The 25,217-nt window shown below is 74.3% G+C and carries 21 protein-coding genes; 7 read left to right on the top strand and 14 right to left on the bottom strand.

Annotated features, from left to right (window positions below; translation table 11 throughout):
* Nucleotides 1–59: 59 nt before the first annotated feature.
* Together CPE01_RS08530 and deoC are read left to right on the top strand one after the other, a co-directional pair.
* The gene (locus tag CPE01_RS08530; protein WP_146806348.1) at nucleotides 60–1,127 is read left to right on the top strand and encodes an adenosine deaminase; all 1,068 of its coding nucleotides are present in this window, start codon (nucleotides 60–62) and stop codon (nucleotides 1,125–1,127) included.
* Nucleotides 1,124–1,810 carry a deoxyribose-phosphate aldolase gene (gene deoC, locus CPE01_RS08525; RefSeq protein WP_146806225.1) on the top strand — a complete coding sequence of 229 codons (687 nt, stop codon included), beginning with the start codon at nucleotides 1,124–1,126 and terminating at the stop codon, nucleotides 1,808–1,810. The genes CPE01_RS08530 and deoC overlap by 4 nt, the downstream gene beginning before the upstream one ends.
* A 63-nt stretch (nucleotides 1,811–1,873) precedes the next feature.
* Here deoC and CPE01_RS08520 read toward each other — a convergent pair whose 3' ends face one another.
* Together CPE01_RS08520 and CPE01_RS08515 are read right to left on the bottom strand one after the other, a co-directional pair.
* A complete protein-coding gene (locus tag CPE01_RS08520) occupies nucleotides 1,874–3,730 on the bottom strand; it encodes a phospho-sugar mutase (RefSeq protein WP_146806224.1) in 1,857 nt (618 codons plus the stop codon).
* Between the two features lie 69 nt (nucleotides 3,731–3,799).
* Nucleotides 3,800–4,630 (bottom strand): purine-nucleoside phosphorylase, encoded by an 831-nt coding sequence (locus tag CPE01_RS08515; protein ID WP_146806223.1) that lies wholly within the window; start codon nucleotides 4,628–4,630, stop codon nucleotides 3,800–3,802.
* Nucleotides 4,631–4,690: 60 nt separating this feature from the next.
* Here CPE01_RS08515 and CPE01_RS08510 point away from each other — a divergent pair, with 60 nt between their 5' ends.
* Nucleotides 4,691–6,118, top strand: coding sequence for an NAD(P)H-quinone dehydrogenase (locus CPE01_RS08510; protein ID WP_146806222.1), 1,428 nt, complete (start codon nucleotides 4,691–4,693; stop codon nucleotides 6,116–6,118).
* Between the two features lie 63 nt (nucleotides 6,119–6,181).
* Here CPE01_RS08510 and CPE01_RS08505 read toward each other — a convergent pair whose 3' ends face one another.
* The gene (locus CPE01_RS08505) at nucleotides 6,182–8,158 is read right to left on the bottom strand and encodes an endonuclease/exonuclease/phosphatase family protein (RefSeq protein ID WP_146806221.1); all 1,977 of its coding nucleotides are present in this window, start codon (nucleotides 8,156–8,158) and stop codon (nucleotides 6,182–6,184) included.
* A 73-nt stretch (nucleotides 8,159–8,231) separates the two neighbouring features.
* On the opposite strand from CPE01_RS08505, the gene CPE01_RS08500 reads away from it, so the two are divergent.
* Nucleotides 8,232–9,422 (top strand): TIGR04053 family radical SAM/SPASM domain-containing protein, encoded by a 1,191-nt coding sequence (locus CPE01_RS08500; protein ID WP_146806220.1) that lies wholly within the window; start codon nucleotides 8,232–8,234, stop codon nucleotides 9,420–9,422.
* A gap of 43 nt (nucleotides 9,423–9,465) precedes the next feature.
* Here the strand turns inward: CPE01_RS08500 and efeB are convergent, their stop codons facing one another.
* The 6 genes from efeB to CPE01_RS08470 all read right to left on the bottom strand — a co-directional run bounded on the left by efeB (nucleotide 9,466) and on the right by CPE01_RS08470 (nucleotide 16,569).
* Nucleotides 9,466–10,863 carry an iron uptake transporter deferrochelatase/peroxidase subunit gene (efeB, locus tag CPE01_RS08495; RefSeq protein ID WP_371861988.1) on the bottom strand — a complete coding sequence of 466 codons (1,398 nt, stop codon included), beginning with the start codon at nucleotides 10,861–10,863 and terminating at the stop codon, nucleotides 9,466–9,468.
* 1 nt (nucleotide 10,864) lies between these two features.
* Nucleotides 10,865–12,055 (bottom strand): iron uptake system protein EfeO, encoded by a 1,191-nt coding sequence (gene efeO, locus CPE01_RS08490; RefSeq protein ID WP_146806219.1) that lies wholly within the window; start codon nucleotides 12,053–12,055, stop codon nucleotides 10,865–10,867.
* A gap of 30 nt (nucleotides 12,056–12,085) precedes the next feature.
* Nucleotides 12,086–12,949: an iron uptake transporter permease EfeU gene (efeU, locus tag CPE01_RS08485; RefSeq protein WP_146806218.1), complete on the bottom strand. Its 864-nt coding sequence runs from the start codon at nucleotides 12,947–12,949 to the stop codon at nucleotides 12,086–12,088.
* 178 nt (nucleotides 12,950–13,127) lie between these two features.
* Entirely contained in the window at nucleotides 13,128–13,625 is a 498-nt protein-coding gene (locus tag CPE01_RS08480) for an NUDIX hydrolase (RefSeq protein ID WP_146806217.1), read from the bottom strand.
* 30 nt (nucleotides 13,626–13,655) lie between these two features.
* Nucleotides 13,656–15,461, bottom strand: a complete 1,806-nt coding sequence (locus CPE01_RS08475; RefSeq protein WP_246783816.1) for an acetyl/propionyl/methylcrotonyl-CoA carboxylase subunit alpha — start codon at nucleotides 15,459–15,461, stop codon at nucleotides 13,656–13,658.
* Between the two features lie 406 nt (nucleotides 15,462–15,867).
* The gene (locus CPE01_RS08470; protein ID WP_146806216.1) at nucleotides 15,868–16,569 is read right to left on the bottom strand and encodes a Maf family protein; all 702 of its coding nucleotides are present in this window, start codon (nucleotides 16,567–16,569) and stop codon (nucleotides 15,868–15,870) included.
* Between the two features lie 746 nt (nucleotides 16,570–17,315).
* On the opposite strand from CPE01_RS08470, the gene CPE01_RS08465 reads away from it, so the two are divergent.
* On the top strand, nucleotides 17,316–17,996 hold the full coding sequence (locus CPE01_RS08465) for a vitamin K epoxide reductase family protein (RefSeq protein WP_146806215.1): 681 nt from the start codon (nucleotides 17,316–17,318) through the stop codon (nucleotides 17,994–17,996).
* A gap of 70 nt (nucleotides 17,997–18,066) precedes the next feature.
* Here the strand turns inward: CPE01_RS08465 and CPE01_RS08460 are convergent, their stop codons facing one another.
* The 4 genes from CPE01_RS08460 to CPE01_RS08445 form a co-directional block, all read right to left on the bottom strand.
* Nucleotides 18,067–19,743, bottom strand: coding sequence for a DUF885 domain-containing protein (locus CPE01_RS08460; RefSeq protein ID WP_146806214.1), 1,677 nt, complete (start codon nucleotides 19,741–19,743; stop codon nucleotides 18,067–18,069).
* Between the two features lie 140 nt (nucleotides 19,744–19,883).
* Nucleotides 19,884–20,099 carry an acyl-CoA carboxylase subunit epsilon gene (locus CPE01_RS08455; RefSeq protein ID WP_146806213.1) on the bottom strand — a complete coding sequence of 72 codons (216 nt, stop codon included), beginning with the start codon at nucleotides 20,097–20,099 and terminating at the stop codon, nucleotides 19,884–19,886.
* A complete protein-coding gene (locus tag CPE01_RS08450) occupies nucleotides 20,096–20,677 on the bottom strand; it encodes a hypothetical protein (protein WP_146806212.1) in 582 nt (193 codons plus the stop codon). The genes CPE01_RS08455 and CPE01_RS08450 overlap by 4 nt, the downstream gene beginning before the upstream one ends.
* Before the next feature lie 13 nt (nucleotides 20,678–20,690).
* Nucleotides 20,691–22,301, bottom strand: coding sequence for an acyl-CoA carboxylase subunit beta (locus CPE01_RS08445; RefSeq protein ID WP_146806211.1), 1,611 nt, complete (start codon nucleotides 22,299–22,301; stop codon nucleotides 20,691–20,693).
* A 124-nt stretch (nucleotides 22,302–22,425) separates the two neighbouring features.
* Between CPE01_RS08445 and CPE01_RS08440 the strand changes: the two genes are divergently transcribed.
* Both CPE01_RS08440 and CPE01_RS08435 read left to right on the top strand, forming a co-directional pair.
* Nucleotides 22,426–23,289, top strand: a complete 864-nt coding sequence (locus CPE01_RS08440) for a biotin--[acetyl-CoA-carboxylase] ligase (protein WP_146806210.1) — start codon at nucleotides 22,426–22,428, stop codon at nucleotides 23,287–23,289.
* Between the two features lie 15 nt (nucleotides 23,290–23,304).
* Nucleotides 23,305–24,396 (top strand): adenylate/guanylate cyclase domain-containing protein, encoded by a 1,092-nt coding sequence (locus CPE01_RS08435; protein WP_146806209.1) that lies wholly within the window; start codon nucleotides 23,305–23,307, stop codon nucleotides 24,394–24,396.
* A 61-nt stretch (nucleotides 24,397–24,457) separates the two neighbouring features.
* Here the strand turns inward: CPE01_RS08435 and CPE01_RS08430 are convergent, their stop codons facing one another.
* Nucleotides 24,458–25,195: an SOS response-associated peptidase gene (locus CPE01_RS08430; protein ID WP_146806208.1), complete on the bottom strand. Its 738-nt coding sequence runs from the start codon at nucleotides 25,193–25,195 to the stop codon at nucleotides 24,458–24,460.
* Between the last annotated feature and the right edge of the window lie 22 nt (nucleotides 25,196–25,217).

The raw sequence follows: 25,217 nt of genomic DNA, 5'->3' as shown, positions 1-25,217 counted from the left end.
CCGGCGACGCGGGCACGGACGATGCGGGTACGGACGACGCGGCGTCGCTCGTCGCGCTCATCCCGACGCTGCCCAAGGTGCTGCTGCACGACCACCTGGACGGCGGGCTGCGCCCCGCGACGGTCGTCGAGCTCGCGGCCGAGATCGGGCACGAGCTGCCCAGCACCGACCCTGAGGAGCTCGGCCAGTGGTTCGTCGAGGCCGCGTCGGCGGGCTCGCTCGAGCGCTACCTCGAGACGTTCGCGCACACGGTCGGGGTGCTGCAGACCGCGCCCGCGCTGCAGCGCGTCGCCCGGGAGGCGGTGCTCGACCTCGCCGCCGACGGCGTGGTCTACGCCGAGATCCGGTTCGCGCCCGAGCAGCACCTGGAGCAGGGACTGACCCTGCAGGAGGTCGTGGACGCGGTGCGCGCCGGGTTCGACGAGGGCGCGGCACAGGCGCGCGCCGACGGCCGCCCGATCCGCGTGCTGGCGATCCTGTGCGCGATGCGGCACCTCGACCGCTGGCAGGACGTCGCCGCGCTCGCCGTCGCCAACCGCGACGCGGGCGTCGTCGCGTTCGACCTGGCCGGCCCCGAGGACGGCTACCTGCCGTCCACGCACGCGTCCGTGTTCGAGGCGCTGCGCCAGGCGCACTTCCCGTGCACGGTGCACGCGGGCGAGGCCGCGGGCACCGACTCGGTCGCCGACGCGGTCGCGCAGGGTGCGCTGCGCCTGGGCCACGGCGTGCGGCTCGCCGACGACGTGTCCGCCGACGAGCTGGGGGACCGGCTCGGGCTGCTCGCGCACTGGGTGCGCGACCGGCGGATCGCGCTCGAGGTCTGCCCGTCGTCCAACGTGCAGACCGGTGGCGCGCCGTCGATCGCGGAGCACCCGGTCACGCGCCTGCATCGCCTCGGCTTCGCCGTGACCGTCAACACCGACAACCGCCTGCAGTCCGGCACGTCACTCGGCCGCGAGCTCACGCTCCTGGTCGAGCAGGCGGGCTGGACCCTGCACGACCTGGAAGACGTGGCCGTCACCGCGGCCGCGCACGCGTTCGTCCACGACGACGAGCGCGCTGCCCTGATCGACACCGTGATCCGGCCTGCGTACGCCGCGGCCCGGGGAGGAAGGCACCGAGCATGACCACCGCACCGCTGGACCCTGCCGCACTCGCGCAGCTCGTCGACCACACGCTGCTCAAGCCCGAGGCCACCCGGGCTGACGTCGACGCGCTCGTCGCGGAGGCCGGCCGGCTCGGCACCTTCTCGATCTGCATCTCGCCGTCGTTCCTGCCGGTGGACGTCTCGTCGGTGCCCGGACTCAAGGTCGCGACCGTGTGCGGGTTCCCGTCCGGCAAGCACCACAGCGAGGTCAAGGCCGCCGAGGCCGCACGGTCCGTGGCGGACGGCGCCGACGAGGTCGACATGGTGATCGACGTGGGCGCCGCCAAGGAGGGCCGCTTCGACGACGTGCAGGCCGACATCGCCGCGGTCCGCGCAGCCGTTCCGGCGCCGAAGGTCCTCAAGGTCATCATCGAGTCGGCCGCGCTGACGGACGACGAGATCGTGGCCGTCTGCCGGGCGGCCGAGGCGGCCGGTGCCGACTTCGTCAAGACGTCGACGGGCTTCCACCCGTCGGGCGGCGCGACGGTGCACGCCGTGCGGCTCATGGCGCAGACCGTGGGCGGTCGGCTCGGGGTCAAGGCCTCGGGTGGCGTGCGCACGGCGGCCGACGCGCTCGCGATGGTCGAGGCGGGCGCGACGCGCCTCGGGCTGTCCGGGACCGCGGCCGTGGTCGCCGGCCTGGAGGCCGACGCGGGCTACTGATCGCCGGGTCGACGAACGGCTCCTCGGGTCAGACCCGGGAGCCGTTCGTGCGCGAACCGGCGCTCAGGCGATGCCGAGGGCCGTGCGCATGTCCGCGGCCACGGCGTCCAGACGCGCGCGCGCCTGCCGCCGCGCGGCACCGACGGCCTCGTCGTCCGCGTCCGGCAGCACGGGCTCGATGACCTCGAGGTAGCACTTGACCTTGGGCTCGGTGCCCGAGGGACGCACGATCACGCGCGTCCCGTCGGCCGCGTCGAACCGCAGGCCCTCGGTGGGCGGCAGGCCGCCGCGCTCCTCCTCGGTGCCCGCCGCGAGGTCCACGACGCGCGTGACGTGCGCACCGCCGAGCGTGACGGGCGGATGCTCCCGCAGGCGTCCGACGGTCGCGGGGATCTGCGACAGGTCGTCGTAGCGCGCCGACACCTGACCGGTCAGGTACAGGCCGTGCGCGCGGGCGAGGTCGTCGAGCGCGGCGATCAGCGTGCTGCCGCCGGCCTTGAGGCGCGCCGCGAGCCCCGCGACGAGCAGGGCCGCGGAGATGCCGTCCTTGTCACGCACGTTCGCGGGGGCGACGCAGTAGCCGAGCGCCTCCTCGTAGGCGAACGCGAGCCCGTCGACGCGCGAGAGCCACTTGAAGCCGGTGAGCGTCTGCACGTGGCGCACGCCCGCCGCCTGGGCGATCTGCGCGAGCTGCCGCGACGAGACGATCGAGCTCGCGAACGTGACGTCCGGGTCCACCGGGCCGAGGTCCGCGCGGATGCGGTCCGCGGCGACCTGGCCGAGCAGCGCACCCGTCTCGTCGCCGTGCAGCATGCGCCAGCCCTCGGCGCCCGCGGTGTCGGGGCCGCGGAACGCGCGGGCACGCGGGTCCTGCACGGCGACCGCGCACCGGTCGGCGTCGGGGTCCAGCGCGATGACCAGGTCGGCGCCCTCGTCGGACGCCAGACCCAGCGCGAGGTCGATCGCCCCGGGCTCCTCGGGGTTCGGGAACGCGACGGACGGGAAGTCCGGGTCGGGCACCTCCTGCTCCGGGACGACGAGCAGGTTCGTGAAGCCGGCGCTGCGCAGCACGCGCTCGGCGACCGCGCCGCCCACGCCGTGCAGCGGCGTGAGCACGATCTTCAGGTCGGCCGCGACGCCGCGGACCGTCGGGTCGGCGAGCGCGAGCGTCGCCTCGACGTACGCGTCGACGACGTCGTCGCCCAGCACGGTCCAGCCGCCGTCGGCGCGCGGCACGGACGCGACCGACGGGACGCGCGCGATCTCGGCCGCGATCGCGGCGTCGGCGGGCGGCACGATCTGCGCGCCCTGGCCGCCGTCGGTGACCACCCGACCGCCGAGGTACACCTTGTAGCCGTTGTCCTGCGGCGGGTTGTGCGACGCGGTGACCATGACGCCCGCGTCGGCGTCGAAGCGCCGCACGCTGAACGCGAGCAGGGGAGTGGGCAGCGGGCGCGGGAGCAGCAGCACCTCGATGCCGACCGCGGTGAGCACGGCCGCGGTGTCGAGCGCGAACGCGCGCGAGTTGTGCCGCGCGTCGTAGCCGACGACGACGCGCGGGGGCGGCGTCAGGCCGTCGAGCTCACCGAGCAGGTAGTCGGCGAGGCCTGAGGCGGCCCGGATCACCACGGCGCGGTTCATCCGGTGCGGGCCGCCGGCGATCGCGCCGCGCAGCCCCGCGGTGCCGAACTGCAGCAGACCCTGGAAGCGGTCGGCCAGCTCGGCGCGGGCCGCGCGGGCGGAGCGCAGCACGCCGTCCTGCTCCGGGGTGGGGGCGACGCCGCTGACGAGGCCGGGTGGCAGGTCGTCGGCGGTCCGCACGAGCTCTCGCAGCTCGTCGGCGGTCTGCGGGTCCGGGTCGTCGTCGATCCACGCCTCGACCTGCGCGCGCAGGTCCTCCCACGGCTCGTCGCGGCTCATGGACCCAACGTACTGACCAGTACGGCGACGCACGAACCGAACGTCCCGGCCCGCGCGTCGCCGCACGGGCTACAGGCGCCGGATGATGTCGGCGAGCAGCGCGCTGATGCGCGGACCTGCCGCCTGGCCCGCCTCGAGGACCTCGGCGTGCGACAGCGGCTCGGGGCTGATCCCGGCGGCAAGGTTCGTGACCAGCGAGATCCCCAGGATCTCCAGGCCCGCCTGGCGGGCCGCGATCGCCTCGAGCGTCGTCGACATGCCGACGAGGTCGCCGCCGATCCGCGCGGCCATCTGCACCTCGGCCGGCGTCTCGTAGTGCGGGCCGCGGAACTGGACGTAGACGCCCTCGTCGAGCGACGCGTCGACCTCGCGCGCGAGCGCGCGCAGTCGCGAGGAGTACAGGTCGGTCAGGTCGACGAACGTCGCGCCCTCGAGCGGCGAGGTCGCCGTGAGGTTGATGTGGTCGCTGATGAGCACCGGCGTGCCCGGACCCCAGGCCGGGTTGAGGCCGCCGCACCCGTTGGTGAGCACGACCGTCGTCGCGCCCGCCGCCGCGGCCGTGCGCATGCCGTGCACGACGCGCCGCACGCCCTTGCCCTCGTACAGGTGCGTGCGCGACCCGAGCACGAGCGCGTGCTTGCCCGTCTCGCCGATGCGCACCGAGCGGATCGTGCCCACGTGCCCGTGCACCGCCGCGGCGGAGAAGCCCGGCACGTCGGTGCTCGCGACCTCCGCGACCGTCTCGCCCAGCAGGTCGGCCGCGCCGCCCCAGCCGGAGCCGAGGACGAGCGCCACGTCGTGCTGCGCCACCCCCGTCGCGTCGGCGAGGTACGCGGCAGCCGCGCGGGCCACCTCGAAGGGGTCGGTCGTGGGGTCGTCGAGGTCCAGGTCGTGGCTCATGAGACGCAGGTTAGCCGTGCCCGGCGAGAGCAGCCGCGCGGCAGACGGCAGAATGCCTGCGTGAGCACACCGCCTGGGACCCCCGCGCTGCCCGAGACCCGCGTCGTGATCGTCGGAGGTGGCCCCGGCGGGTACGAGGCCGCGCTCGTCGCGCGGCGGCTCGGCGCCGACGTCACGGTCGTCGAGGCACAGGGTCTGGGCGGTTCGGCCGTCCTGACCGACGTGGTGCCGTCCAAGACGCTCATCGCCACGGCCGAGTGGATGACGATCGCCGACCGCGCTCCCGAGCTCGGCATCCGCAACGCGGTCGGCTCGGACCACCGCCACCACATCGACCTCGCCGCCGTGAACACGCGCGTCAAGGCGCTCGCAGCCGCGCAGTCCGCCGACATCCGCGCGCGCCTCGAGAAGGAGGGCGTGCACGTCGTGCTCGGCCGCGGCCGGCTCGACGGCCCGCAGCGCGTCGTCGTGACCGCGACCGACGGCTCGCCCGAGCGCGCGCTCGAGGCCGACGTGGTGCTGGTGGCGACCGGGGCCCGCCCGCGCGAGCTGCCCGAGGCCCGGCCCGACGGCGAGCGCATCCTCACCTGGACGCAGCTCTACGACCTGCCCGCGCTGCCCGACAAGCTGATCGTCGTCGGCTCGGGCGTCACCGGCGCGGAGTTCGCCGGCGCGTACACGTCGCTCGGCGCGGACGTCACGCTCGTCTCGTCGCGCGACCGTGTGCTGCCCGGCGAGGACGGCGACGCCGCCGAGCTCATCGAGGACGTGTTCAAGCGCCGCGGCATGACCGTGCTGTCGCGCTCGCGGGCCGCGGGTGCGCGGCGCACCTCCGACGGGGTCGTCGTGACGCTCGCCGACGGCCGCGAGGTCGAGGGCTCGCACGTGCTGTTCGCGGTCGGCTCGATCCCGACGACCGACGGGCTGGGGCTCGAGGAGGCCGGTGTGCGCCTCGCGCCGTCGGGGCACATCGAGGTCGACAAGGTCTCGCGCACGAGCGCGCGCGGCGTGTACGCGGCCGGTGACGTCACGGGCGTCCTGCCGCTCGCGTCGGTCGCCGCGACGCAGGGTCGCATCGCGATGTCGCACGCGCTCGGCGACGCGGTCACGCCGCTGTCCCTGCGCGCGGTCGCGGCGAACATCTTCACCGCGCCGGAGATCGCGACGGTCGGCTTCTCCGAGCAGCGGCTGCGCGACGAGGGCCTGCCCTACGAGGTCAGCACCCTGCCGGTCACGCGCAACCCGCGCGCCAAGATGTTGGGGGTGCGCGAGGGGTTCGTCAAGATCTTCGCGAGCCCCGGCGCGGGCACGGTCCTGGGTGCGGTGCTCGTCGGGCCGCGCGCGTCGGAGTCGGTGTTCCCGCTCGCGCTCGCGATCACGCACCGCCTGTCGGTGGACCAGATCGCCGAGGTCATCACGGTCTACCCGTCGATGTCGGGCTCGCTCGCCGAGGTCGCCCGCACGCTGCACCACCGCGCCACCGACTGACGTCGGGGCGCTGTCGCGGGGCCGCCGCCGACGCGCGTCGTCCGGGCGTCGGCTGGGGAGCGGTCAGGGGAGCGCGACGTGCGCGACCACCGGCAGGTGGTCCGAGGCGGTCACGCCCGACACCACCTCCGCGTGCGTGAACGTCACCTGCTGACCGAACACCCAGTCGATCCGCTGCGTGGGCACCACCGACGGCGACGTGAGCGCGTCCGGGTCGCCCGCGACGTCGACCGCGCTCACCCAGCCCGCGTCCTCGAGCAGGGTGATCTCCGGCCAGCCCGGCTCGGCGTTGAGGTCGCCCGCGAGCACCGACGGCCCGGTGACGGGCTCGGCCTCGGCGAGCGCGGCGAGCTGGTCGAGGCGTGTGGGGGTGTTCTCCTCGCGGTGCTGCAGGTGCACGCTCGTGACGCGCACCGGGGTGCCCGCCGCGGTGGTGACCGTGGCCGACAGCGCCGAGCGGTCCTGCGGGCCCGCGCCGTACGGCAGCGGGTGGACGGCGACGTCGGTGAGCGCCGAGCGGGACAGGATCGCGTTGCCGAACTGGCGGTCGGCCGCGGGCGCGAACTCGACCGTCATGTCGAGCCGGTGCGCGAGCCACGTGGCCATGTCCGTGCCGCCGCCGAGCACCCAGCCGCGCTCGACCTCCTGCAGCAGCACGACGTCCGGGTCCGCGGCCTCGATCGTCGTCGCGATCGTCTCGAGCTCGACCCCGCCGAGCGGTGACACGCCGTAGTGCAGGTTCCAGCCCAGGACGACGAGGGCGTCGTCGGTGGTGCGGTCGGGGACGTCGGTGCCGTCCGTGCTCGTCGTCGACGGGGCGAGGCCGACGAGCGCGAGCGCCGCGGCCGGGACGAGCAGCAGACGCGCGGAGCGCACGCGGGCGGGCTGTCGCTCGTCGGTGGCGGAGGCGTCGGGCTCCTCGCCCGGCGCGCGGTGGTGCAGCCCGGACAGGGCGACGACGAGCGCGGCGAGCACCGGGACGACCGCGTTGTCGACCGGCAGCGGGACGTCGTAGTCGACCATGTACGCGAGCACGGGGACGATCACACCGAGCCCCACGAGCGCGCCCGCGCCCGCGGTGCGCCACGTGCCACGCGGCGCCGGCCGGCGCACGGAGAGCATCCCGACGAGCACGACCGCGGCGGTGACGTCGAGCGCGACCACGCCGACGAGCGCGACCCAGCCGGTCGCGTACACCGCGGCGGCCACACCGCCGACGAGCAGCCCTGCGGCACCGACGCGCACCACGCCCGGCCAGCGGTCCGGCCGCAGCAGGAGCCAGCCGCCGACCCCCGTCGCGAGCACGATCGCCAGGCCCGCCCAGCCGAGCGCGACGCCCGACTGCGCCGCGAGGAACGCGGGGTTCGCGCCCACCATGACCGCCAGGCCGACGAACAGGCCGACCGCCCACAGCCGGCGCGGGCGCGACGTGGCGGGCTCACCCGCCCCCGTCCCGGGCCGTGCGACGCGGAAGGCCGCGAGCGGTGCGAGGGCGACCACGAGCGCGACCGCCCAGCCGGCCCACGACGAGCGCCACACCGCGTCCCACGTGCCCAGCAGCACCTGCAGCCCGACCGACAACCCCGAACCCAGCAGGAGCCCGAGCGCGGCCTGTCGCGGGCCGGCCGCGCGTCCGGCGACGAACGTCACCGTGAGCGCGAGCACGCCGCACGCCCACGCGACGGCCACCAGACCCAGCCAGTAGCGCGCGTCGCCGTCGAGGGCCTGCAGCACCAGGCGCAGCGCGGCGAGCACCGCGGCGCCCACGACCACCGTGCGTCCCGACGGCACACCCGCCTGCGCGCGCGTCGCGAGCAGCAGCACCGCCACGACGACGCCCGCGGCCGCGTACGTGACGAGCGACGTGACCCCCGCGGTCACCACACCCGACGCGAACGCGTGGTCGAGCAGCGGGCCGCTCGCCCGCACGAGCTCGAGCGTCGCGGCGACGAGCGCCGCGAGCAGCCACACGCGGGTGGGGTTGCCGTCGTCGGGCGGCCTCGTCGTGGCGGTCGCGCGGTCGTCGGTGCTGTGCGTCACGGCCGAAGGCTACGCGTCGACCCCGGGACGCACGTCCCGGTCCGGCGCGTGTCCGGGGGTGTTGCATGCGCCCATGCGACCGCACGGGCCCGTCGTCCGCACCGTCCGTCACGACCCGGCCGACCGGCCGCTCCTGGTCATCTGGGAGGCGACGCGCGCGTGCGCGCTGTCGTGCGTGCACTGCCGCGCGGAGGCCGCACCTCGGCGCCATCCGCGCGAGCTCGACACCGACGAGGCGACCGAGCTCATGCGCCAGGTCGCCTCGTTCGGCCGCCCGTCCCCGATCTTCGTCATCACCGGTGGCGACTGCTTCGAGCGGGACGACCTGACCGAGCTCGTGCGCAGGGGGCGCGAGCTCGGTCTCGCGGTCGCCGTCTCACCCTCGGGCACCGACAAGCTGGACCGCGCGGCGCTCGTCGCGCTGCAGGACGCCGGCGTCACCGCGATGTCGCTGTCGCTCGACGGTGCGACCGCGGCGGTGCACGACGGCTTCCGCCGCGTCCCGGGCACGTTCGACCGGACCGTGCAGGCGTGGGCGACCGCGCGCGAGCTCGGGATGAAGGTGCAGGTCAACTCGACCATGTCGAGCCGCACCGTGCACGAGCTGCCGGACCTCGCGGCGCTCGTGCGCGAGCAGGGCGCCATGACGTGGAGCGCGTTCATGCTCGTCCCGATGGGTCGCGGCGTGGACCTCGGGGCGCTCAGCGCGCAGCAGGCCGAGGACGTCATGAACTACCTGTACGACCTGGGCCCGCACGTCCCGGTCAAGACCACCGAGGGCCACCACTTCCGGCGTGTCGCGCTGCAGCGCGCGGTGCTCGCCGACCGGGGCGTGGACCACGTGGCGGCGCTGGGCCTCGGTGACCTGTACGCCGAGCTCACGGAGCGGACCGCCGCCTTCGGCTGGGGCGACGGGGACCGCACGCGGCGGCCGCCGCTCAACGTCAACGCGGGCTACGGGTTCGTGTTCGTCTCGCACGTCGGCACCGTGCACCCCTCGGGCTTCCTGCCCGTCTCGGCCGGCGACGTGCGCGAGCAGCCGCTCACCGAGATCTACCGGACCTCCGAGCTGTTCACAGGGCTGCGCGACTCCTCGCGCCTGACCGGGCGGTGCGGGTCGTGCGAGTTCGCGCGCATCTGCGGCGGCTCGCGCTCGCGGGCGTACGCCTCCACGGGGGACGCCTACGCGTCCGACCCGCTGTGCGCGTACCAGCCCGGGTCCTTCCCGTACCCGCAGGACGTGGCGGCGCTGCTCGCGTCGTGACGGCGTCGGGCGGTCCGCGCGGCGGGCCCTGCGGGCCGCGGCCTCAGGCGAACAGCGCCTGGCCGACGAACGGGCTACTGCTCGTCGTGATCGGCGTGCCGTCCGACCCGACCACGAGCGTCCCGTCGGGCACGCCCGGCGGGACCGCGAACAGCCCCGAGCCGGTGTGCTGCAGGTACTCCATGAGGCCGTCGTCGCGCGAGAGCGTGGTCTGCATCGGGATGTAGTGCGTGCGCGGGTCCGTCACGAACGCGATGAAGAACAGGCCCGCGTCGAGGCGGCCGAGCGAGTCGTTGCCGTCGGTGAAGTTGTAGCCCCGGCGCAGCATCCGCACGCCGCCGTTCTGCGCCGGGTGCGCGAGACGCACGTGGCTGTTGACCGCGACGAGCGGCTGACCGTCGCGGCCCGTCACCGCGAAGTCGGGCTCCGTGAACTCTGTGCCGCCCGACAGCGGCGCGCCCTCGCCCTTGGTCCGGCCGACGAGCGCCTCCTGCTCGCGCAGCGACGTGCGGTCCCACGTCTCGATCGTCATCCGGATGCGCCGCGCGACGAGGTACGTGCCGCCCGTGAGCCAGGCCGAGTCGTGGCTGTCCGCGGCGGCTGCCGCTGCCGGCACCCAGACGTGCTCGTCGACGTGCGTCGGATCCTCGGCCTTGAGGTTCGCGGTGCCGTCCTTGAAGCCGAACAGGTTGCGCGGCGTGCGCTGCGCGGTCGACGTCGACGACGTGCGGCCGTAGCCGAGCTGGGTCCAGCGGATGGTCGCGGCACCGAACGCCGCGCGCGACAGGTTGCGGATCGCGTGCACCGCGACCTGCGGGTCGTCGGCGCACGCCTGCACCACGAGGTCGCCGTCGCAGCGCGCCGGGTCGAGGTTGTCGGCCGGGAAGTGGGGCAGCTCGACGAGCGCGTCGGGCAGGCGGTCCGCGAGCCCGAACCGGTCGGTGCCGTCGGGCGTCACGAACAGCGAGCGGCCGAACCCGAACGTGATCGTCAGGCCTGCGGCGGGCAGGTCCGCGGCCTCGCCCGTGTCGTCGGGCGGCGCGTCGTACGGGCCTGACGCGGGTCCGAAGGGTCCGGCCGCCAGGCCCTGGGTGAGCCGGGCGGCGATCGTCGTCCAGCGCTGCAGCAGCGCGACGAGGTCGTCGCGGTCCTTCGTCGTGACGTCGAACGCCGCGAGGTACAGCCGGTCCTGCGCGGGCGTGACGATGCCCGCCTGGTGCTCGCCCGTGAACGCGAACGTCCCGGGCGTGGCCCTCGAGCCGACGGGCTCGTGCGCCGTGGCGCGGCCGATCCCGAGACCGGCCGCGCCGACGGCGGCGGCACCGAGCAGCCCGCCGCCGAGCAGCGCGCGACGCGACAGTCCGCGCTGCGCGGACCCCGGGTGCGCGGACCCCGGCTGCTCGGACCCCGCCGCCTCGGTCGTCGCGGGCTGCTCGGTCACGTCAGGCTCCGGTGACGACGGCCGTCAGCTCGGACAGCGGCTCGGACAGCGCGTCGACGGCCGTCGAGAGCTCCTTGACCTGCTGCTCGGTGAGCTCGTCGTAGGACGTGAACCCGGTCTCGACCGACCCCTGCGCGGCGAGCAGCGCGTCGAGCGCGGCGAACCGCTCGAGCAGCGTCGCGGCGAGGTCGGGGTCCTTGTCCTCGACGACGTCGGCGAGCACCTCGTACGCCACCCGTGCGCCGTCGACGTTGGCCGCGAAGTCCCACAGGTCGGTGTGCGACCAGATCTCCTCCTCGCCCGTGACCTTGCCCGTGGCGACCTCGTCGAGCAGCTCCTTGGCGCCGTTGGAGATCTGGAACGCCTCGAACGTGAACTGCGGGTCGTTGACCTGGTCGACGAGGTCCTGCGTCCAGCCGACGAGGTCGTCGGCGGCCTTCGTGCGCTCGGCGGGCGTGAGCGGCACGTACTCCTCACCGCCGTTGTCCGCGGGTGCCGGGGGCCACAGGTCCTTCTCGATGTAGTGCCACCCGCTCCACGTCTGGCCGTCCTCGAGGTCGGCCTCACGCGCATCGGTCAGCGGGTCGAGGTCGCCGAACGACTCCGCGACGGGCTCGACCCGCTCCCAGTGCACGCGCGTCGCGGCGTACAGGGCGCGCGCCTGCTCGTCGTCGCCGGCCGTGTACGCGTCCGCGAACTCCTGCGTGCCCGCGATCAGGGCGCCGACCTGGTCCTTCACGTACGCGACGTACTGCGCCTCGGCGGCCGTGAGCTGCTCGGCGACGTCGCCGGTCGGTCCGACGTCCTTGCCGGAGTCCGTCACCGTGAACTTCGCGCGGAGGCCGTCGCCCACCATGCCCGGCTTGCACGCCGTGAAGTACGTGCCGGGGCGCACCTGGACGACGAGGTCGCGGGTGATGCCGGGGCCGATGTTCTCGACCTCGGAGATCACCCGCAGCCCGTCCTCGCCGAGCAGGTAGAACTCGGTGACGTCCGAGCCGTCGTTCGTGACCTGGAACGTGAGCGTCCCGGACTCGGCCGTCGCCGACGAGACCGTGCAGGCGTCGGCCGTGCTGCTCACGGTGAGCGCGCCCGACGACGCGCCCGCGCCGGGGTCGTTGTCGACGCACGCGGCGACGAGCGGCAGGAGCAGGGCCGTGAGCGCGAGCGCGCCGACGGTGGAGCGGGACATGGGTCTCCTCAGGAGCTCGGGTGGGGCGCGTCAGGCGGGCACGCCGGCCGTCGTCGACGGCACGACGGGACGGGACGCGGGCGCGGGGCGGGGACCCCAGGTGGTGCGGATGAAGAACGTCAGGACGACCGCGACGTAGCACGTCCAGGCGACGAGCTGCAGCCACGTGGTCGCCGGCGTGAAGTTGAAGATGCCCTTGAGCAGGGTCCCGTACCAGGACGAGGGCGGGACCGTCGCGGACACGTCGAAGGCCAGGCTGTCGAGGCCCGGCAGGATCGCGGCCTCCTGCAGGTCGTGCACGCCGTAGGACAGCACGCCCGCGGCCACCAGGATGAGGAACAGCCCGGTCCACGCGAAGAACCGGCGCAGGTCGAGCCGCACCGCCCCGCGGTACATGAGCCACGCGATCACGACCGACACCGCGATCCCCACCGCGGCGCCCAGGAGCGGGCCCGCGGTGCCCGACGACGTCGCCTTGGCGCCCGCCCACAGGAACAGCGCGGTCTCGAGCCCCTCGCGGCCCACCGCGAGCAGGGCCATGACCACGACCGCGCCGCGACCGGCCGCGATGGCGTCGTCGAGCTTGTGCTGCAGGTCCGCCTTGAGGTGCCGGGCCGTCCTGGCCATCCAGAAGATCATCCACGTGATCAGGCCGACCGCGACGATCGACAGCGACCCGCCGATCGCCTCCTGCGCCTCGAACGAGAGGCCCTGGGGTCCGAACGTCAGCAGCGCCCCGAATGCGAGCGAGACGCCCGCGGCGACGGCGACGCCCGACCAGAGCGCGGGCAGCAGGTCGCGCCGACCGGTCTTGACGAGGTAGGCGACGAGGATGCTCACGACGAGCGCGGCCTCGAGGCCTTCGCGCAGGCCGATGAGGAAGTTGGCGACCATGGGGGACCGTTCACGAGCGACGTCCACGCCGGGGAACCGGCGTGGGAGTGAGGCAAGCCTTCCCTCATTCGTGGGGTGACGCTACTCCCCGGGCCGCGCGTGCGGGAGGGGCTGACCACGCTCCGTGCTGTGGTGCGCGTCACCCCGACGCCGCGTCGCGGCGCCCGCAGCGGCGTGATCAGGCGGGACGCCGGCCGAGCTCAGCGCGCAGCGCGGGCCACGCCTGCGCGAACGCGGGCAGCAGGTCGAGCGCGGCGACCTCGTCCACGGGGACCCAGGCGATCGCGAGCGACTCCGCATCCGTCGGGCGCGCGTCGAACGCGCGGACCTCGTCGGCCAGGACCGTCGTGTACGTCCAGTCCGGGTGTGTCAGCACGCGCGTCGCGAACGGGCGGACCGCACCCGACGGCACGCCCGCCTCCTCGCCCGCCTCTCGCAGCGCCGCGGCGGTCGCGTCCTCGACCGGGTGCCGGGCACCGCCCGGGATACCCCACGTCCCGCCGTGGTGGCTCCACGGCGCGCGGTGCTGCAGCAGGACGTGGGTCGGCGCACCCGTCGGATCACGACGCGCGACCAGCAGGCCCGCCGCGCCGTGCAGACCCCAGTGCCGCGACCCGCATGCGCACTCGACCCAGCCGTCGCCCGGCGCGGGCACGTGGCGGGGCGGCTCGGTCATCAGGTCGCGGGGTCTGCCGTCAGCCGGTCGTCAGTCGACGATCTCGCAGATCGCGGTCCCGGCGCTCACGCTCGCGCCGACGTCCGCGGCCAGGCCGGTGACCTTCCCCGCGCGGTGCGCCACGAGCGGCTGCTCCATCTTCATGGCCTCGAGGACGACGACGAGGTCGCCCTCCGCGACCGTCGCACCGTCCGCGACCGCGACCTTGACGATCGTGCCCTGCATGGGCGAGGACAGCGTCGTGCCGCTCGCCGACGAGGCCTTGGGCCCCGCGCTGCTGCGGCGTGACGGGCGTCGGGGAGCACCCGGGCGCGCACCCGGCCGGCCGAGCGCGAGCGCGGCGGGCAGGACGACCTCGAGCCGCTTACCCCCGACCTCGACGACCACGCGCTCCAGGTCCGGCGTGTCCTGCGCGTCCTCGACCGCGGCCGCGGGCGCCCTGCCGAGCGTCGCGAGCGTGTCCGCGAACTGCGTCTCGATCCAGCGGGTGTGCACCGAGAAGGGCGTCGCGGCGTCGGCGGGCGCGAACGCCTCGTCCTCGAGCACCGCGCGGTGGAACGGGACGACCGTCGGGATGCCGACGACCTCCATCTCGGCGAGCGCACGCCTGGCTCGGGCGATCGCCTGCTGCCGGTCCGCACCCGTGACGACGAGCTTGGCGATCATCGAGTCGAACGCGCCCGAGACGGTGTCGCCCTCGACGACGCCCGAGTCCACGCGCACGCCCGGACCGCTCGGGAAGCGCAGCGTCGAGATGCGCCCCGGCGCGGGCAGGAAGTTCGCGGCCGGGTCCTCACCGTTGATGCGGAACTCCAGGGAGTGCCCGCGCGTGACGACCTCGTCGTACCCGAGTGGCTCACCCGCGGCGATCCGCAGCTGCTCGCGCACCAGGTCGATGCCCGAGATCTCCTCGGTGACCGGGTGCTCGACCTGGAGGCGCGTGTTCACCTCGAGGAACGAGACCGTGCCGTCCGCGCCGACGAGGAACTCGCACGTGCCTGCCCCCTGGTAGCCCGCCTCCCGCAGGATCGCCCTGCTCGACTCGACGAGCTGCGTGCGCTGTGCGTCGGTGAGGAACGGTGCGGGCGCCTCCTCGACGAGCTTCTGGTGGCGGCGCTGCAGCGAGCAGTCGCGCGTGCTGACCACGACGACCGTGCCGTGGGCGTCCGCGAGGCACTGGGTCTCCACGTGGCGGGGCTTGTCCAGGTACCGCTCGACGAAGCACTCGCCGCGCCCGAACGCCGCGACGGCCTCGCGGACCGCGGACTCGTACATCTCGTCGATCTCGTCGACGGTGCGCGCGACCTTGAGGCCGCGGCCGCCACCGCCGAACGCCGCCTTGATCGCGACCGGCAGGCCGTGCTCGGCGACGAACGCGTGGATCTCGGCCGCGCCGGACACCGGGTCGGGCGTGCCCGCGACGAGCGGGGCGCCCGCGCGCTGTGCGATGTGCCGCGCGCTCACCTTGTCGCCGAGGGCCTCGATCGCGTCCGGCGACGGGCCGATCCACGTCAGGCCCGCGGCGATCACCGCGCGCGCGAAGTCCGCGTTCTCCGCGAGGAAGCCGTAGCCGGGGTGCACCGAGTCGGCGCCCGAGCGGGCCGCGACGTCGAGCAGCTTGTCGATCGACAGGTAGGTGTCCGCCGCGCGGGCGCCGTCGAGCGCGTACGCCTCGTCGGCGAGGGTCACGTGCAGTGCGGTGCGATCCTGGTCGGCGTACACCGCGACGGACGCGACACCGGCGTCGCGGCACGCGCGGGCGATGCGGACGGCGATCTCGCCGCGGTTGGCGATGAGGACCTTGCGCAGGCGCGAGGGAGACAGGCTGGAGGGCACGGCTCACCGTAACGCCCCGGCGTCCGCGGGGCCGTCGGCTGCGCCGTGGGTGGGACAAGATTGGCGAACCGCCCCACCGTCGCGCGTACACCTTTGTAGGAACCCGACGATGACGAGCGCGGCCCTCGGCCCCTGACCCACTCACCCTGCACGATCCCCACAACCCCACCCGCTCGGGCCGCGACCCGCTCCACCCGAGCAACCCCCCGCGCGTGCCCCGCCGCGCGACCCGGTGGACGCGCCGGCAATGACCCGGTGCGGCCTGAGCACCCACCGCCTCGCGTCGCGCGACGCCCGCGACCCTGCGCCTGCTCCGGCTGGCCAGAGCGGGAGTCGGAGCGGGTGCTGTGTCGCCCCGGCGGGGGAGGCACGGTCCGACGAGCGGGCGGGCTCGGGGCGGTGGGGGCTACTGCTGCGGGGTCCAGAGCGTGTGGATCGGGACCTCGATCTGGGCGAGGAGCGCGCGCAGCAGCGGGAGCGAGAGGCCGACGACGCCGTGGTGGTCGCCCTCGATGCGCTCGACGAACGGACCGCCCAGGCCGTCGATCGTGAACGCCCCGGCCACCGCGAGCGGCTCGCGCGTCGCGACGTAGGCCGCGACCTCGTCGTCGGTCAGGTCCGCGAAGTGCACGACGGTCGACGACGTGGCACCCAGCACCGCCCCGCGGCCGGCACCCAGCGTCCCGGGTCGGGGTGGGGGCGTGTCCTCGTCGGACTCACGCAGGTCGACGAGCCAGTGGCCGGTGTGCAGGGTGCCCGAGCGGCCGCGCATGGCCTGCCAGCGGGCGACCGCGTCGTCGGCGTCGCGCGGCTTGCCGAGGACGTCGCCGTCGAGCTCGAGCATCGAGTCGCAGCCCAGGACGACGAGGTCGTCGGCGTCGGCCAGGTCGTCGGGCAGGTGCGCGGCGACGTCGTGCGCCTTGGCCTGCGCGAGCACCAGGACCGCGTCCGCGGGCTCGAGCTCGCCGTCGGGGGCGAACCGCTCACGGGCGGCGACGAGCGCCGCGTCCTCGTCGACCGACGACGTCGCGACCAGCGGCTCGATCCCCGCCGCGCGCAGGGTGGCCCGACGAGCAGGCGAGGCAGAGGCGAGCAGCAACCGGGTCACGCCGCGAGCGTAACGGCCACCCACCGCCGACCCGCCTCACCTCATCCCCTCACCCCATCCCATCCCTCACCCCATCCCCTCACCCCATCCCCTCACCCGCGCCTCCCGCGCCCCAGCGCGGGTGATGCGCGCCGAACGCCCTCCCGGGAGACCCGCGCTCGAGCCCGACCTGCCGCGCTCGCGACAGACCAACCGCGCTCGAGTCGAGCTGCCTCGCTCGAGCACGGTCCGCCGCGCTCGCGGGCTGTCTCGCTCGTGCACGGTCTGCCGTGCTCGCGGTCTGCGTGCGCGGCCCTCCCCGTCCGCACCCCACTCGCCGAGCGCGGGTGATCCACGTCGAGCGCGCCTCCAGGAGACGCGCGCTCGAGTTCGATCTCCCGCGCTCGCGTTCGGTCTGCCGCGCTCGCGGGCTGAGCGCGCGGGCCTTGCCCGTTCGTACCCGGCTCGCCGAGCGCGGGTGATGCGCGCCGAGCGCGGTTCCAGGGGACGCGCGCTCGAGGTCGATCTGCCGCGGTCGCGGTCGGTCTGCCGCGGTCGCGGGCGAGCTGCCGTGCATCGGGTGGGTTCGGGGGAGTCGGGCGGGTGGGGGACGATCGTCGTGTCGGGGTGACAGGTTCCTGGGTCACAATGGCGGGGCGCGTCGCGCGTGCGCACGGCCCGGACGACCAGCCGGCTGTGCCGGATGCCGGTCGCGTGCAGGTGGCAGTGCGGTCAGGCAGTGGCGGGGGACGCCTCAAGGAGGGCACGTGAGCAAGCACCACCCGGTCGCCGAGCTGGACGACGACCTCGTCGACGACGACGTCGTCCTCGACGACGACCCGGACCTGCTCGGCCCGCCCGACCCGGTGTGGCGCCGCCGCACGGCGATCGAGATGGTCATCTCCGGGCTGCTCGGGCTGATCGCGTCGTTCGTGCTGTCGGTCGAGGCGCTCACGCTCGCGGGCGACCCGGACGCGTCCGCGAGCTGCGACCTCAACGACGTGATCAGCTGCAGCACGGTCGCCAAGCACTGGGCGGCGAGCCTGTTCGGCTTCCCGAACGCGTACCTGGGGATCGCGGCGGAGTCGGTCGTGCTGACGGTCGCGGTCGCGCTCGTGGGCGGGGTGGTGTTCCCGCGCTGGTACATGCGGATCGCGCAGGTGGTCTACACGCTCGGACTGGTCTTCGCGTGGTGGCTGTTCGGCATGGCCTACTTCGTGATCGGCGCGTTGTGCCCCTGGTGCCTGCTCATCACGGTGACGACGACGCTCGTCTGGGTCGGCCTGACCCGCATCAACGTGCGGGAACGCACGATCTCGCTGCCGGGTCGCCTCGGCCCGTGGGGTCGGCGGTTCGTGCAGGGCGGCAACGACTGGTTCGTGACGATCGCGCTGCTCGTCGTGCTGGCCGGATTGGTCATGGTCAAGTACGGCTACACGCTCTTCTGAGCCGCACAGCCGACGACGAAGGCCCGGCCTGCCCCGTGAGGGCGACCGGGCCTTCGTCGTACGCGGTGGCTCAGAACGCGAGCTTGAGGACGTCCAGGGGGAGCGAGCCCAGGTTCAGCGCCTTGGCGTGGAACGCGCGCAGGTCGAACGCGTCGCCCTGCGCCGCGCGGGCCGCGTCACGCGTCTGCTCCCACAGCCGCTGACCGACCTTGTACGACGGGGCCTGGCCCGGCCAGCCCAGGTAGCGCATCCACTCGAACTTCACGAACGACTCGGGCATGTTGACGTTGGCGAGCAGGAACGCGAGCGCCTTGTCCGCGTCCCAGCGGCCGCCGCCCCACTGCTCGGGCGCGGGCAGGCCCAGGTGCACGCCGATGTCGAACACGACGCGGGCCGCGCGCATGCGCTGGCCGTCGAGCATGCCGAGGCGGTCGCCCGGGTCGTCGAGGAAGCCCAGGTCCGCCATGAGGCGCTCGGCGTACAGCGCCCAGCCCTCGCCGTGGCCCGACGTCCAGCACGCGAGGCGACGCCACGTGTTGAGCTCCGCGCGGTTGTAGACGGCCGCGCCGACCTGCAGGTGATGGCCCGGGACGCCCTCGTGGTAGACCGTCGTCTTCTCGCGCCACGTGTTGAACGTCGAGACGTCCTCCGGGACGGACCACCACATGCGGCCCGGGCGGGAGAAGTCGTCCGACGGACCGGTGTAGTAGATGCCGCCGGACTGCGTCGGGGCGATCAGGCACTCGAGCGTGTGCAGCGGCTCGGGGATGTCGAAGTGCGTCCCGTCGAGCGCGGCGACGGCCGCGTCCGAGGTCTCCTGCATCCAGCGGCGCAGCTCGTCCTTGCCGTGCAGCGTGCGCGCCGGGTCGGCGTCGAGCGCGGCGACGGCCTGCTCGACCGTGGCGCCCGGGCCGGCGATCTGCGCGGCGACGGCTTCCTGCTCGGCGACGACGCGTGCGAGCTCCTCGATGCCCCACTGGTACGTCTCGTCGAGGTCCACGGTGGCGCCGAGGAACGCGCGGGAGAAGAGCTGGTAGCGGTCGCGACCGGCCGCGTCGTCCTGCGGAGCCTGCGGTGCGAGCTCGTCGCGCAGGAACGCCTCGAGGCGGCCGTAGGCCTCGCGCGCGCCCGCGGCGCCACGCTCGAGCTCGGCGCGCACGAGCGAGCACGACGACGAGTCGTCGAGCGCCGCGGCGGCGGCCTCACCGGTCACGAACGAGGTGAAGAACGAGTCCGCGGCGGCGAGCTCGCCGGCCTGCTTGACCCCCTCGACGACCTGGCGGTGCGCGGGGACCAGCCCGCGTGCGGCGCCGGCGCGCAGCGACTCGACGTACCCGTCGATCGTCTGCGGGAGGGCGTTCAGGCGCGAGGCGATGTTCTCCCACGCCTCGACGTCACCCGTCGGCATGATGTCGAAGACGTCGCGCAGACCCTGGACGGGAGAGGCGATGTTGTTCAGGTTGCGCAGGTGCTCGCCCGCGTCGTGCAGCTCGACCTCCAGGCCGAGCCGCTCGCGCATCGCGGCGAGCGTGATGCGGTCGACGTCGTCCGCGGGCTCGATCGCGTCGAGCTCGCGCAGCGTCGCGCGCGTCGCTGCGTCGCGCTCGTCGTGACCTGCGGGTGACAGGTCGGTCATCTCGTGGTCGTGGCCGGCCAGGCCCATCTCGGTCGCAGCGAGCGGGTCGAGGGCGGCGAGGGTGGTGACGTACTTCTCGGCGACGGCGTCGACGGCCGTGGGTTCACGCATGCGCTCGACCCTACTCGTCGGTAGCCCACGAGCTCGACGAAGGAATCCGCGTGGCGGACCCAACCAAACGGGTCCGTCGAACGTCTTCAGTGGTGACGGGCCCGCACGTGCGGCGCGCAGGGGGCGCCGCACCCAGCCCGTCAGCCCCGCAGGCTCCAGCGCCACGAGTCCGGGCCCGGAGGGGGGCTCGCGACCGGGCGGAGCTGGCGGCGCCGGTCGGACCACGCCGACGACGAGCTCGTCGATGGTCCGGCCGGCGCGGAGGTCGCGGCGGCCATGAGCCCGGCGACGAGCGCGGCGAGCTCGACGTCGTCGGGCGCGCCACGCACGACCTGGAGCTGGGCGTCCTCGCTCATGCGTCGTCCTCGTCGTCGTCCTCGTCGCCCAGGATCACGTGCGACCCGCGCGCGACGCCCCACTCGACCACCGAGAAGCCTGCCTCGACGAGCGACTGCGTGATGTCCGCGGCCCCGGCCTCGACGACGTCGAGAGCGGAGTCGAGCGTGCGGTCTCCCGCCGACGGCGTGCGCACCACGACGAGGCCGACGTGGAACGAGTCGCTCTCCTCGTCGTCGCCGAGCGTGCCCTCGTCGTCCTCGTCGTCGTCCTGCCAGGTCATGCCCGTCAGGTCCGAGTGCATCCCGAGACGCTCGTGGATGGCGTCGTACAGGCCCGCGTTGAGGGTGCCCACGCGTGCCTCGAGCGCCAGGATGCGCGGGTCCTCGTCGGCCTCCGACGAGCCGAACTCGGCGCGGACGCCGATCGCGGTGTCGACGTACTCGTGGAGCGTGGCGGCGAGCGCGTCCACCGCGGCGTGCAGCGCGGCGGGGTCGACGTCGGTCAGCGGTGCGGGCCCGTGCGCCGGCGAGTCGTGGCCGTCGTCGTGCTCGTGCTGGTCGTCGTGCTCGTGCTGGTCGTCGTGCTCGTGGGTCATCGTGGGTCCTGTCCTACAGCGGGATGTTGCCGTGCTTCTTGGGCGGCAGGCTCGCGCGCTTGGTGCGTAGCAGCCGCAGGGCCTTGGTGATCTCGACGCGCGTCTGCGACGGCTCGATCACGGCGTCGACGTAGCCGCGGTCGGCCGCGTCCCACGGGTTGACGATGGCGTCCTCGTACTCGGCCGTCAGGCGCTTGCGCTCGGCCTCGACGTCGCCGCCCGCGTCGGCGACCTTCTTCAGGGCGCCGCGCTGCAGGATGTTGACGGCGCCGCCGGCGCCCATGACCGCGATCTGCGCGGTCGGCCATGCGAGGTTCACGTCGGCGCCGAGCTGCTTGGAGCCCATGACGATGTACGCGCCGCCGTACGCCTTGCGCGTGATGACCGTGACGAGCGGGACGGTCGCCTCGGCGTAGGCGAAGATGAGCTTCGCGCCGCGCCGGATGATCCCGTTCCACTCCTGGTCGGTGCCCGGCAGGAAGCCCGGCACGTCGACGAACGTCAGCACGGGGATGTTGAACGCGTCGCACGTGCGCACGAACCGCGCCGCCTTCTCGGACGCGTTGATGTCGAGCGTGCCGGCCATCTGCTGCGGCTGGTTCGCGACGATGCCGACGGGGTGCCCCTCGACGTGCCCGAAGCCGATGAGGACGTTGCCCGCGTACAACGGCTGCACCTCGAGAAGTACACCGTCGTCGAGCACGGCCTCGACGACCGTGCGCATGTCGTACGGCTGGTTGTCCGAGTCCGGGACGAGCGTGTCGAGCGCGAGGTCGTGTTCGTTCGGCGCGAGGTCGGTCTCGTGCGGGTACAGCGGCGGGTCCGTGAGGTTGTTCTGCGGCAGGTAGGCCAGCAGCGAGCGCACGTAGTCGATCGCGTCGTCCTCGTCGGACGCGAGGTAGTGCGCGACGCCTGAGCGGGCGTTGTGCGTGGTCGCGCCGCCGAGCTCCTCGAAGCCCACGTCCTCTCCGGTGACCGCGCGGATCACGTCCGGGCCGGTGATGAACATGTTCGACGTGCCGTCGGCCATGACGATGAAGTCGGTCAGCGCGGGGGAGTACACCGCACCGCCCGCCGACGGGCCGAGGATCAGGCTGATCTGCGGGATGACGCCGCTCGCCGCGACGTTGCGCCGGAAGATCTCCGCGAACTGCGTCAGGCCGGCGACGCCCTCCTGGATGCGCGCGCCACCGCCGTCGCTGATCCCGATCAGCGGCACCCCGGTGCGCAGCGCGAGATCCATGACCTTGGTGATCTTCTGGCCGTGCACCTCGCCGAGGCTCCCGCCGAAGACCGTGAAGTCCTGCGAGTACACCGCGACCGGGCGTCCGTCGACCGTGCCGTGGCCGACGACGACGCCGTCACCGGGGATGCGCTTGGCGTCGAGGCCGAAGTTCGTCGACCGGTGCCGCACGAACGCGTCGATCTCGGTGAACGAGCCCGGGTCGAGCAGCTGGTCGATGCGCTCGCGCGCGGTCTTCTTGCCTCGCGCGTGCTGCTTGTCCACGGCGGTCGCCTCGGCGGCGTCCTGCGCGGCGCGGCGTCCTGCGAGGTCGGCGAGCTTGCCCGCGGTGGTCCGCGGGGGCTGCCGGGTCGCGTCCTGGGCGGCTTCGGTCTGGGTCACCCGACCGAGGCTAGTTGTCGACAGGCTCCAGATGGGTGCGCGGCACGGACGGGTTTGCGCGCGTCGTGTCGTCGGCATCCCACAAGTCGCGTGCTGTGCGGGCGTTGGGGCGAGGATGGGTCCCATGACCACGCACGTGCGGCGGACGCTGGATCCCGACGAGGTGCGCGGGCTGCTGCAGCGGCCCGCCGGCCCGCTCGCGCGCGTCGAGGTGGTGCCGCGCACCGGGTCGACGAACCTCGACGTGACGTGCGACCTGCGGGCCGACGCGACGTCCTGGCCGGACCGCAGCCTGCTCGTCGCGGACCACCAGGCGTCGGGGCGCGGACGGCGCGACCGCGTCTGGCAGACGCCGCCCGGGACGGCGGTGACCTGCTCGTTCGTCGTCCGCCTGCGCATGGCGCCCGAGCTGTACGGGTGGCTCCCGCTGCTCGCGGGGCTCGGTGCGGTGACCGCCGTGCGCGCGACGGCGGGCGTGGCCGCGTCGCTCAAGTGGCCGAACGACGTGCTGGTGCCCGCCGCGACGCCGCTCGAGGGCTGGGGACCGCACCGCAAGGTCGGCGGGATCCTCACCGAGCTCGTCACGCTCGCGGACGGGGCGACCGCGGCCGTCGTCGGGATCGGGCTCAACGTGCTGCAGACGCAGGACGAGCTGCCCGTTCCCTCGGCGACGTCGCTCGAGCTCGCGGGTGCGCGGCACGTCGACCGGCTCGCGGTGCTCGTCGGGCTGGTGGAGGCGCTCGAGGCGATCGAGAGCCGCTGGGACGCCGCGGGCGGGTCCGTGGTCGAGTCCGGTCTGGCCGACGACGTCGCGGCGGTCACCTCGACGATCGGGACGTCGGTCGCGGTCGACCTGCCGGGCGGTGACGTGCTCGCCGGCGTCGCCGAACGCCTGGACGACGACGGAGCGCTCGTCGTCCGGCCGCCGGAGGGTGACCCCGTTCGGGTGCTCGCCGGTGACGTGCGTCACCTGCGCACGACCGCGTGAACTACCCTCGTTCCCGTGCCTGGCCCTGACGACGACGTACCGACCGCTCAGCAGCCCGCGCTCGCGGCGACCGTCGACGAGATCGACGCCGCACTGCTCGGCGGTGGCCGGACCCACAGCGCGCGCGAGCTCGCCGAGCGTGCGGGCATCGGCCTCGACTTCGTCTCGACGTTCTGGTCGACGCTCGGCCTGCCGCACGCCGACCCTGACGACACGTACTTCTCCGACAGCGACGCCGAGGCGGTCGACCGCGCCGCGTCGCTCATGCGGGACCACGGCCTCGACCTCAACACGGTCATCACCGTGACGCGCGCGCTCGGGCACACGTCGGACCGGCTCGCGCTGTGGCAGGTCGAGGCGCTCGTCGAGGACATGGCCTCGCGTTACGAGCTCGACGACGCGACCGCGCGCCTGCTCGTCCTGGACCGGCTCGCGGACCTCGCCCCGGTGCTCGAGGCCCAGCTCGTGCACTCCTACCGGCGTCAGCTCGCCGCCATCGCGGGCCGGTACGCCGCCGAGTTCGGCGAGATCGGACGGACCGGCAGCGAGCCCGGTGCGCTGCCCCTCGCTCGTGCCGTCGGGTTCGCCGACATGGTCTCGTTCACGCGGCGCACCGCGGGGCTGGGCTCGACCGACCTGTCGCACTTCGTGCAGCGGTTCGAGGCCGCCGCGCGTGACGTGGTGACCGCGGGCGGCGGGCGCGTCGTGAAGACCATCGGTGACGCGGTGCTGTTCGTCGCAGACACCCCCGAGGCGGGCGCCAGGGTCGCGCTCGGGCTCGCCGAGACGCTCGGCCGCGAGATCGACGTGACGTCCGAGCAGGCGGCCGGCGGGCTCGCCGAGGGGGCGCGCGGCGTGACGCCCGTGCGCGTCGGGATGGTCTGGGCGCGCGTGCTGTCCCGGTTCGGCGACGTGTTCGGGCCGTCGGTGAACCTCGCGGCGCGGCTGACCGACATCGCCGAGCCGTCGACCGTGCTCACCGATGTCGGGACCGCGGCCGTGCTGGCGCGTGACCCGCGCTTCACGCTCACCGAGCTGCCCGCACGCGAGCTGCAGGGCCTGGGCTCCGTGACGCCCGTCCGGCTGGACGCGTCCACCGAGTCCTGACCCGGCTCGACGCGGCGACCGCGTCCTGACCCTGCCCGACGTCGGCAGGTCGACCGGCGCCTCAGGCGTCGGCGGGTTCCGGGTCGGGCACGAGCAGGTCGGGCCCGTTGTTGGCGACCGCGTTGACCAGGGGTCGCACGGGGGTGGGCGTCAGGTGCGGCGGGTCGACCGCGAGCAGGTCGCGCGCACCCTCGGCGTCGACCGCAGGGTCGAGCCACGCGTCCCACGCGCTGCGCGGCAGCATCACGGGCTGGCGGTCGTGGATGAACGCCAGCTCCTCGGTCGCTGGACGCGTCAGGATGGTCGCGCTGACGAGCCACCGGTCGGGGTCGTCGTCGGACCTGGTCTTGTCACGCCAGAACTCGTACAGGCCCGCCAACGCGACGATCGCGTCGTCGCCCGGGTGCAGGTAGTACGGCTGCTTGCGGCTCCCGGGCCGGTCGGGCCCGGGCTTGCGCCACTCGTAGTAGCCGTCGGCGGGCATCAGCGCGCGGCGCGTGGCGAACGGGCGCGCGAACGCGGACTTCTCCGCGACCGTCTCGACACGCGCGTTGATCATGCGGCTGCCCACCGACGGGTCCTTGGCCCAGGACGGCACGAGCCCCCAGCGGGCGACCTGGAGCCGGCGGGTGATCTCGCCGGTCTCGCGGTCGGCACGCTCGACGACCATGCGCACGCGGTCGGTCGGCGCGACGTTCCACGACGGCGGCAGCAGGCGCACGTCGTCGGCGACGACCGCGACCGCGAACTCGTCGGCCAGGGCCTGGTCCTCACGGAAGGAGGCATAGCGACCGCACATGCGGCTCACCTTGCCAGGCGCC

It is taken from the genome of Cellulomonas persica, assembly GCF_007989825.1.
Lineage (GTDB): Bacteria > Actinomycetota > Actinomycetes > Actinomycetales > Cellulomonadaceae > Cellulomonas > Cellulomonas persica.
This window is presented reverse-complemented; position numbering and strand designations above follow the sequence as displayed.

Bases quoted from the DNA above. Each gene is read 5' to 3' on its own strand.
- deoC (WP_146806225.1), top strand. From the start codon at position 1,124: ATGACCACCGCACCGCTGGACCCTGCCGCACTCGCGCAGCTCGTCGAC.
- CPE01_RS08520 (WP_146806224.1), bottom strand. From the start codon at position 3,730: ATGAGCCGCGACGAGCCGTGGGAGGACCTGCGCGCGCAGGTCGAGGCG.
- CPE01_RS08515 (WP_146806223.1), bottom strand. From the start codon at position 4,630: ATGAGCCACGACCTGGACCTCGACGACCCCACGACCGACCCCTTCGAG.
- CPE01_RS08500 (WP_146806220.1), top strand. From the start codon at position 8,232: ATGCGACCGCACGGGCCCGTCGTCCGCACCGTCCGTCACGACCCGGCC.
- efeO (WP_146806219.1), bottom strand. From the start codon at position 12,055: ATGTCCCGCTCCACCGTCGGCGCGCTCGCGCTCACGGCCCTGCTCCTG.
- efeU (WP_146806218.1), bottom strand. From the start codon at position 12,949: ATGGTCGCCAACTTCCTCATCGGCCTGCGCGAAGGCCTCGAGGCCGCG.
- CPE01_RS08480 (WP_146806217.1), bottom strand. From the start codon at position 13,625: ATGACCGAGCCGCCCCGCCACGTGCCCGCGCCGGGCGACGGCTGGGTC.
- CPE01_RS08460 (WP_146806214.1), bottom strand. From the start codon at position 19,743: ATGCGTGAACCCACGGCCGTCGACGCCGTCGCCGAGAAGTACGTCACC.
- CPE01_RS08455 (WP_146806213.1), bottom strand. From the start codon at position 20,099: ATGAGCGAGGACGCCCAGCTCCAGGTCGTGCGTGGCGCGCCCGACGAC.
- CPE01_RS08450 (WP_146806212.1), bottom strand. From the start codon at position 20,677: ATGACCCACGAGCACGACGACCAGCACGAGCACGACGACCAGCACGAG.
- CPE01_RS08440 (WP_146806210.1), top strand. From the start codon at position 22,426: ATGACCACGCACGTGCGGCGGACGCTGGATCCCGACGAGGTGCGCGGG.
- CPE01_RS08430 (WP_146806208.1), bottom strand. From the start codon at position 25,195: ATGTGCGGTCGCTATGCCTCCTTCCGTGAGGACCAGGCCCTGGCCGAC.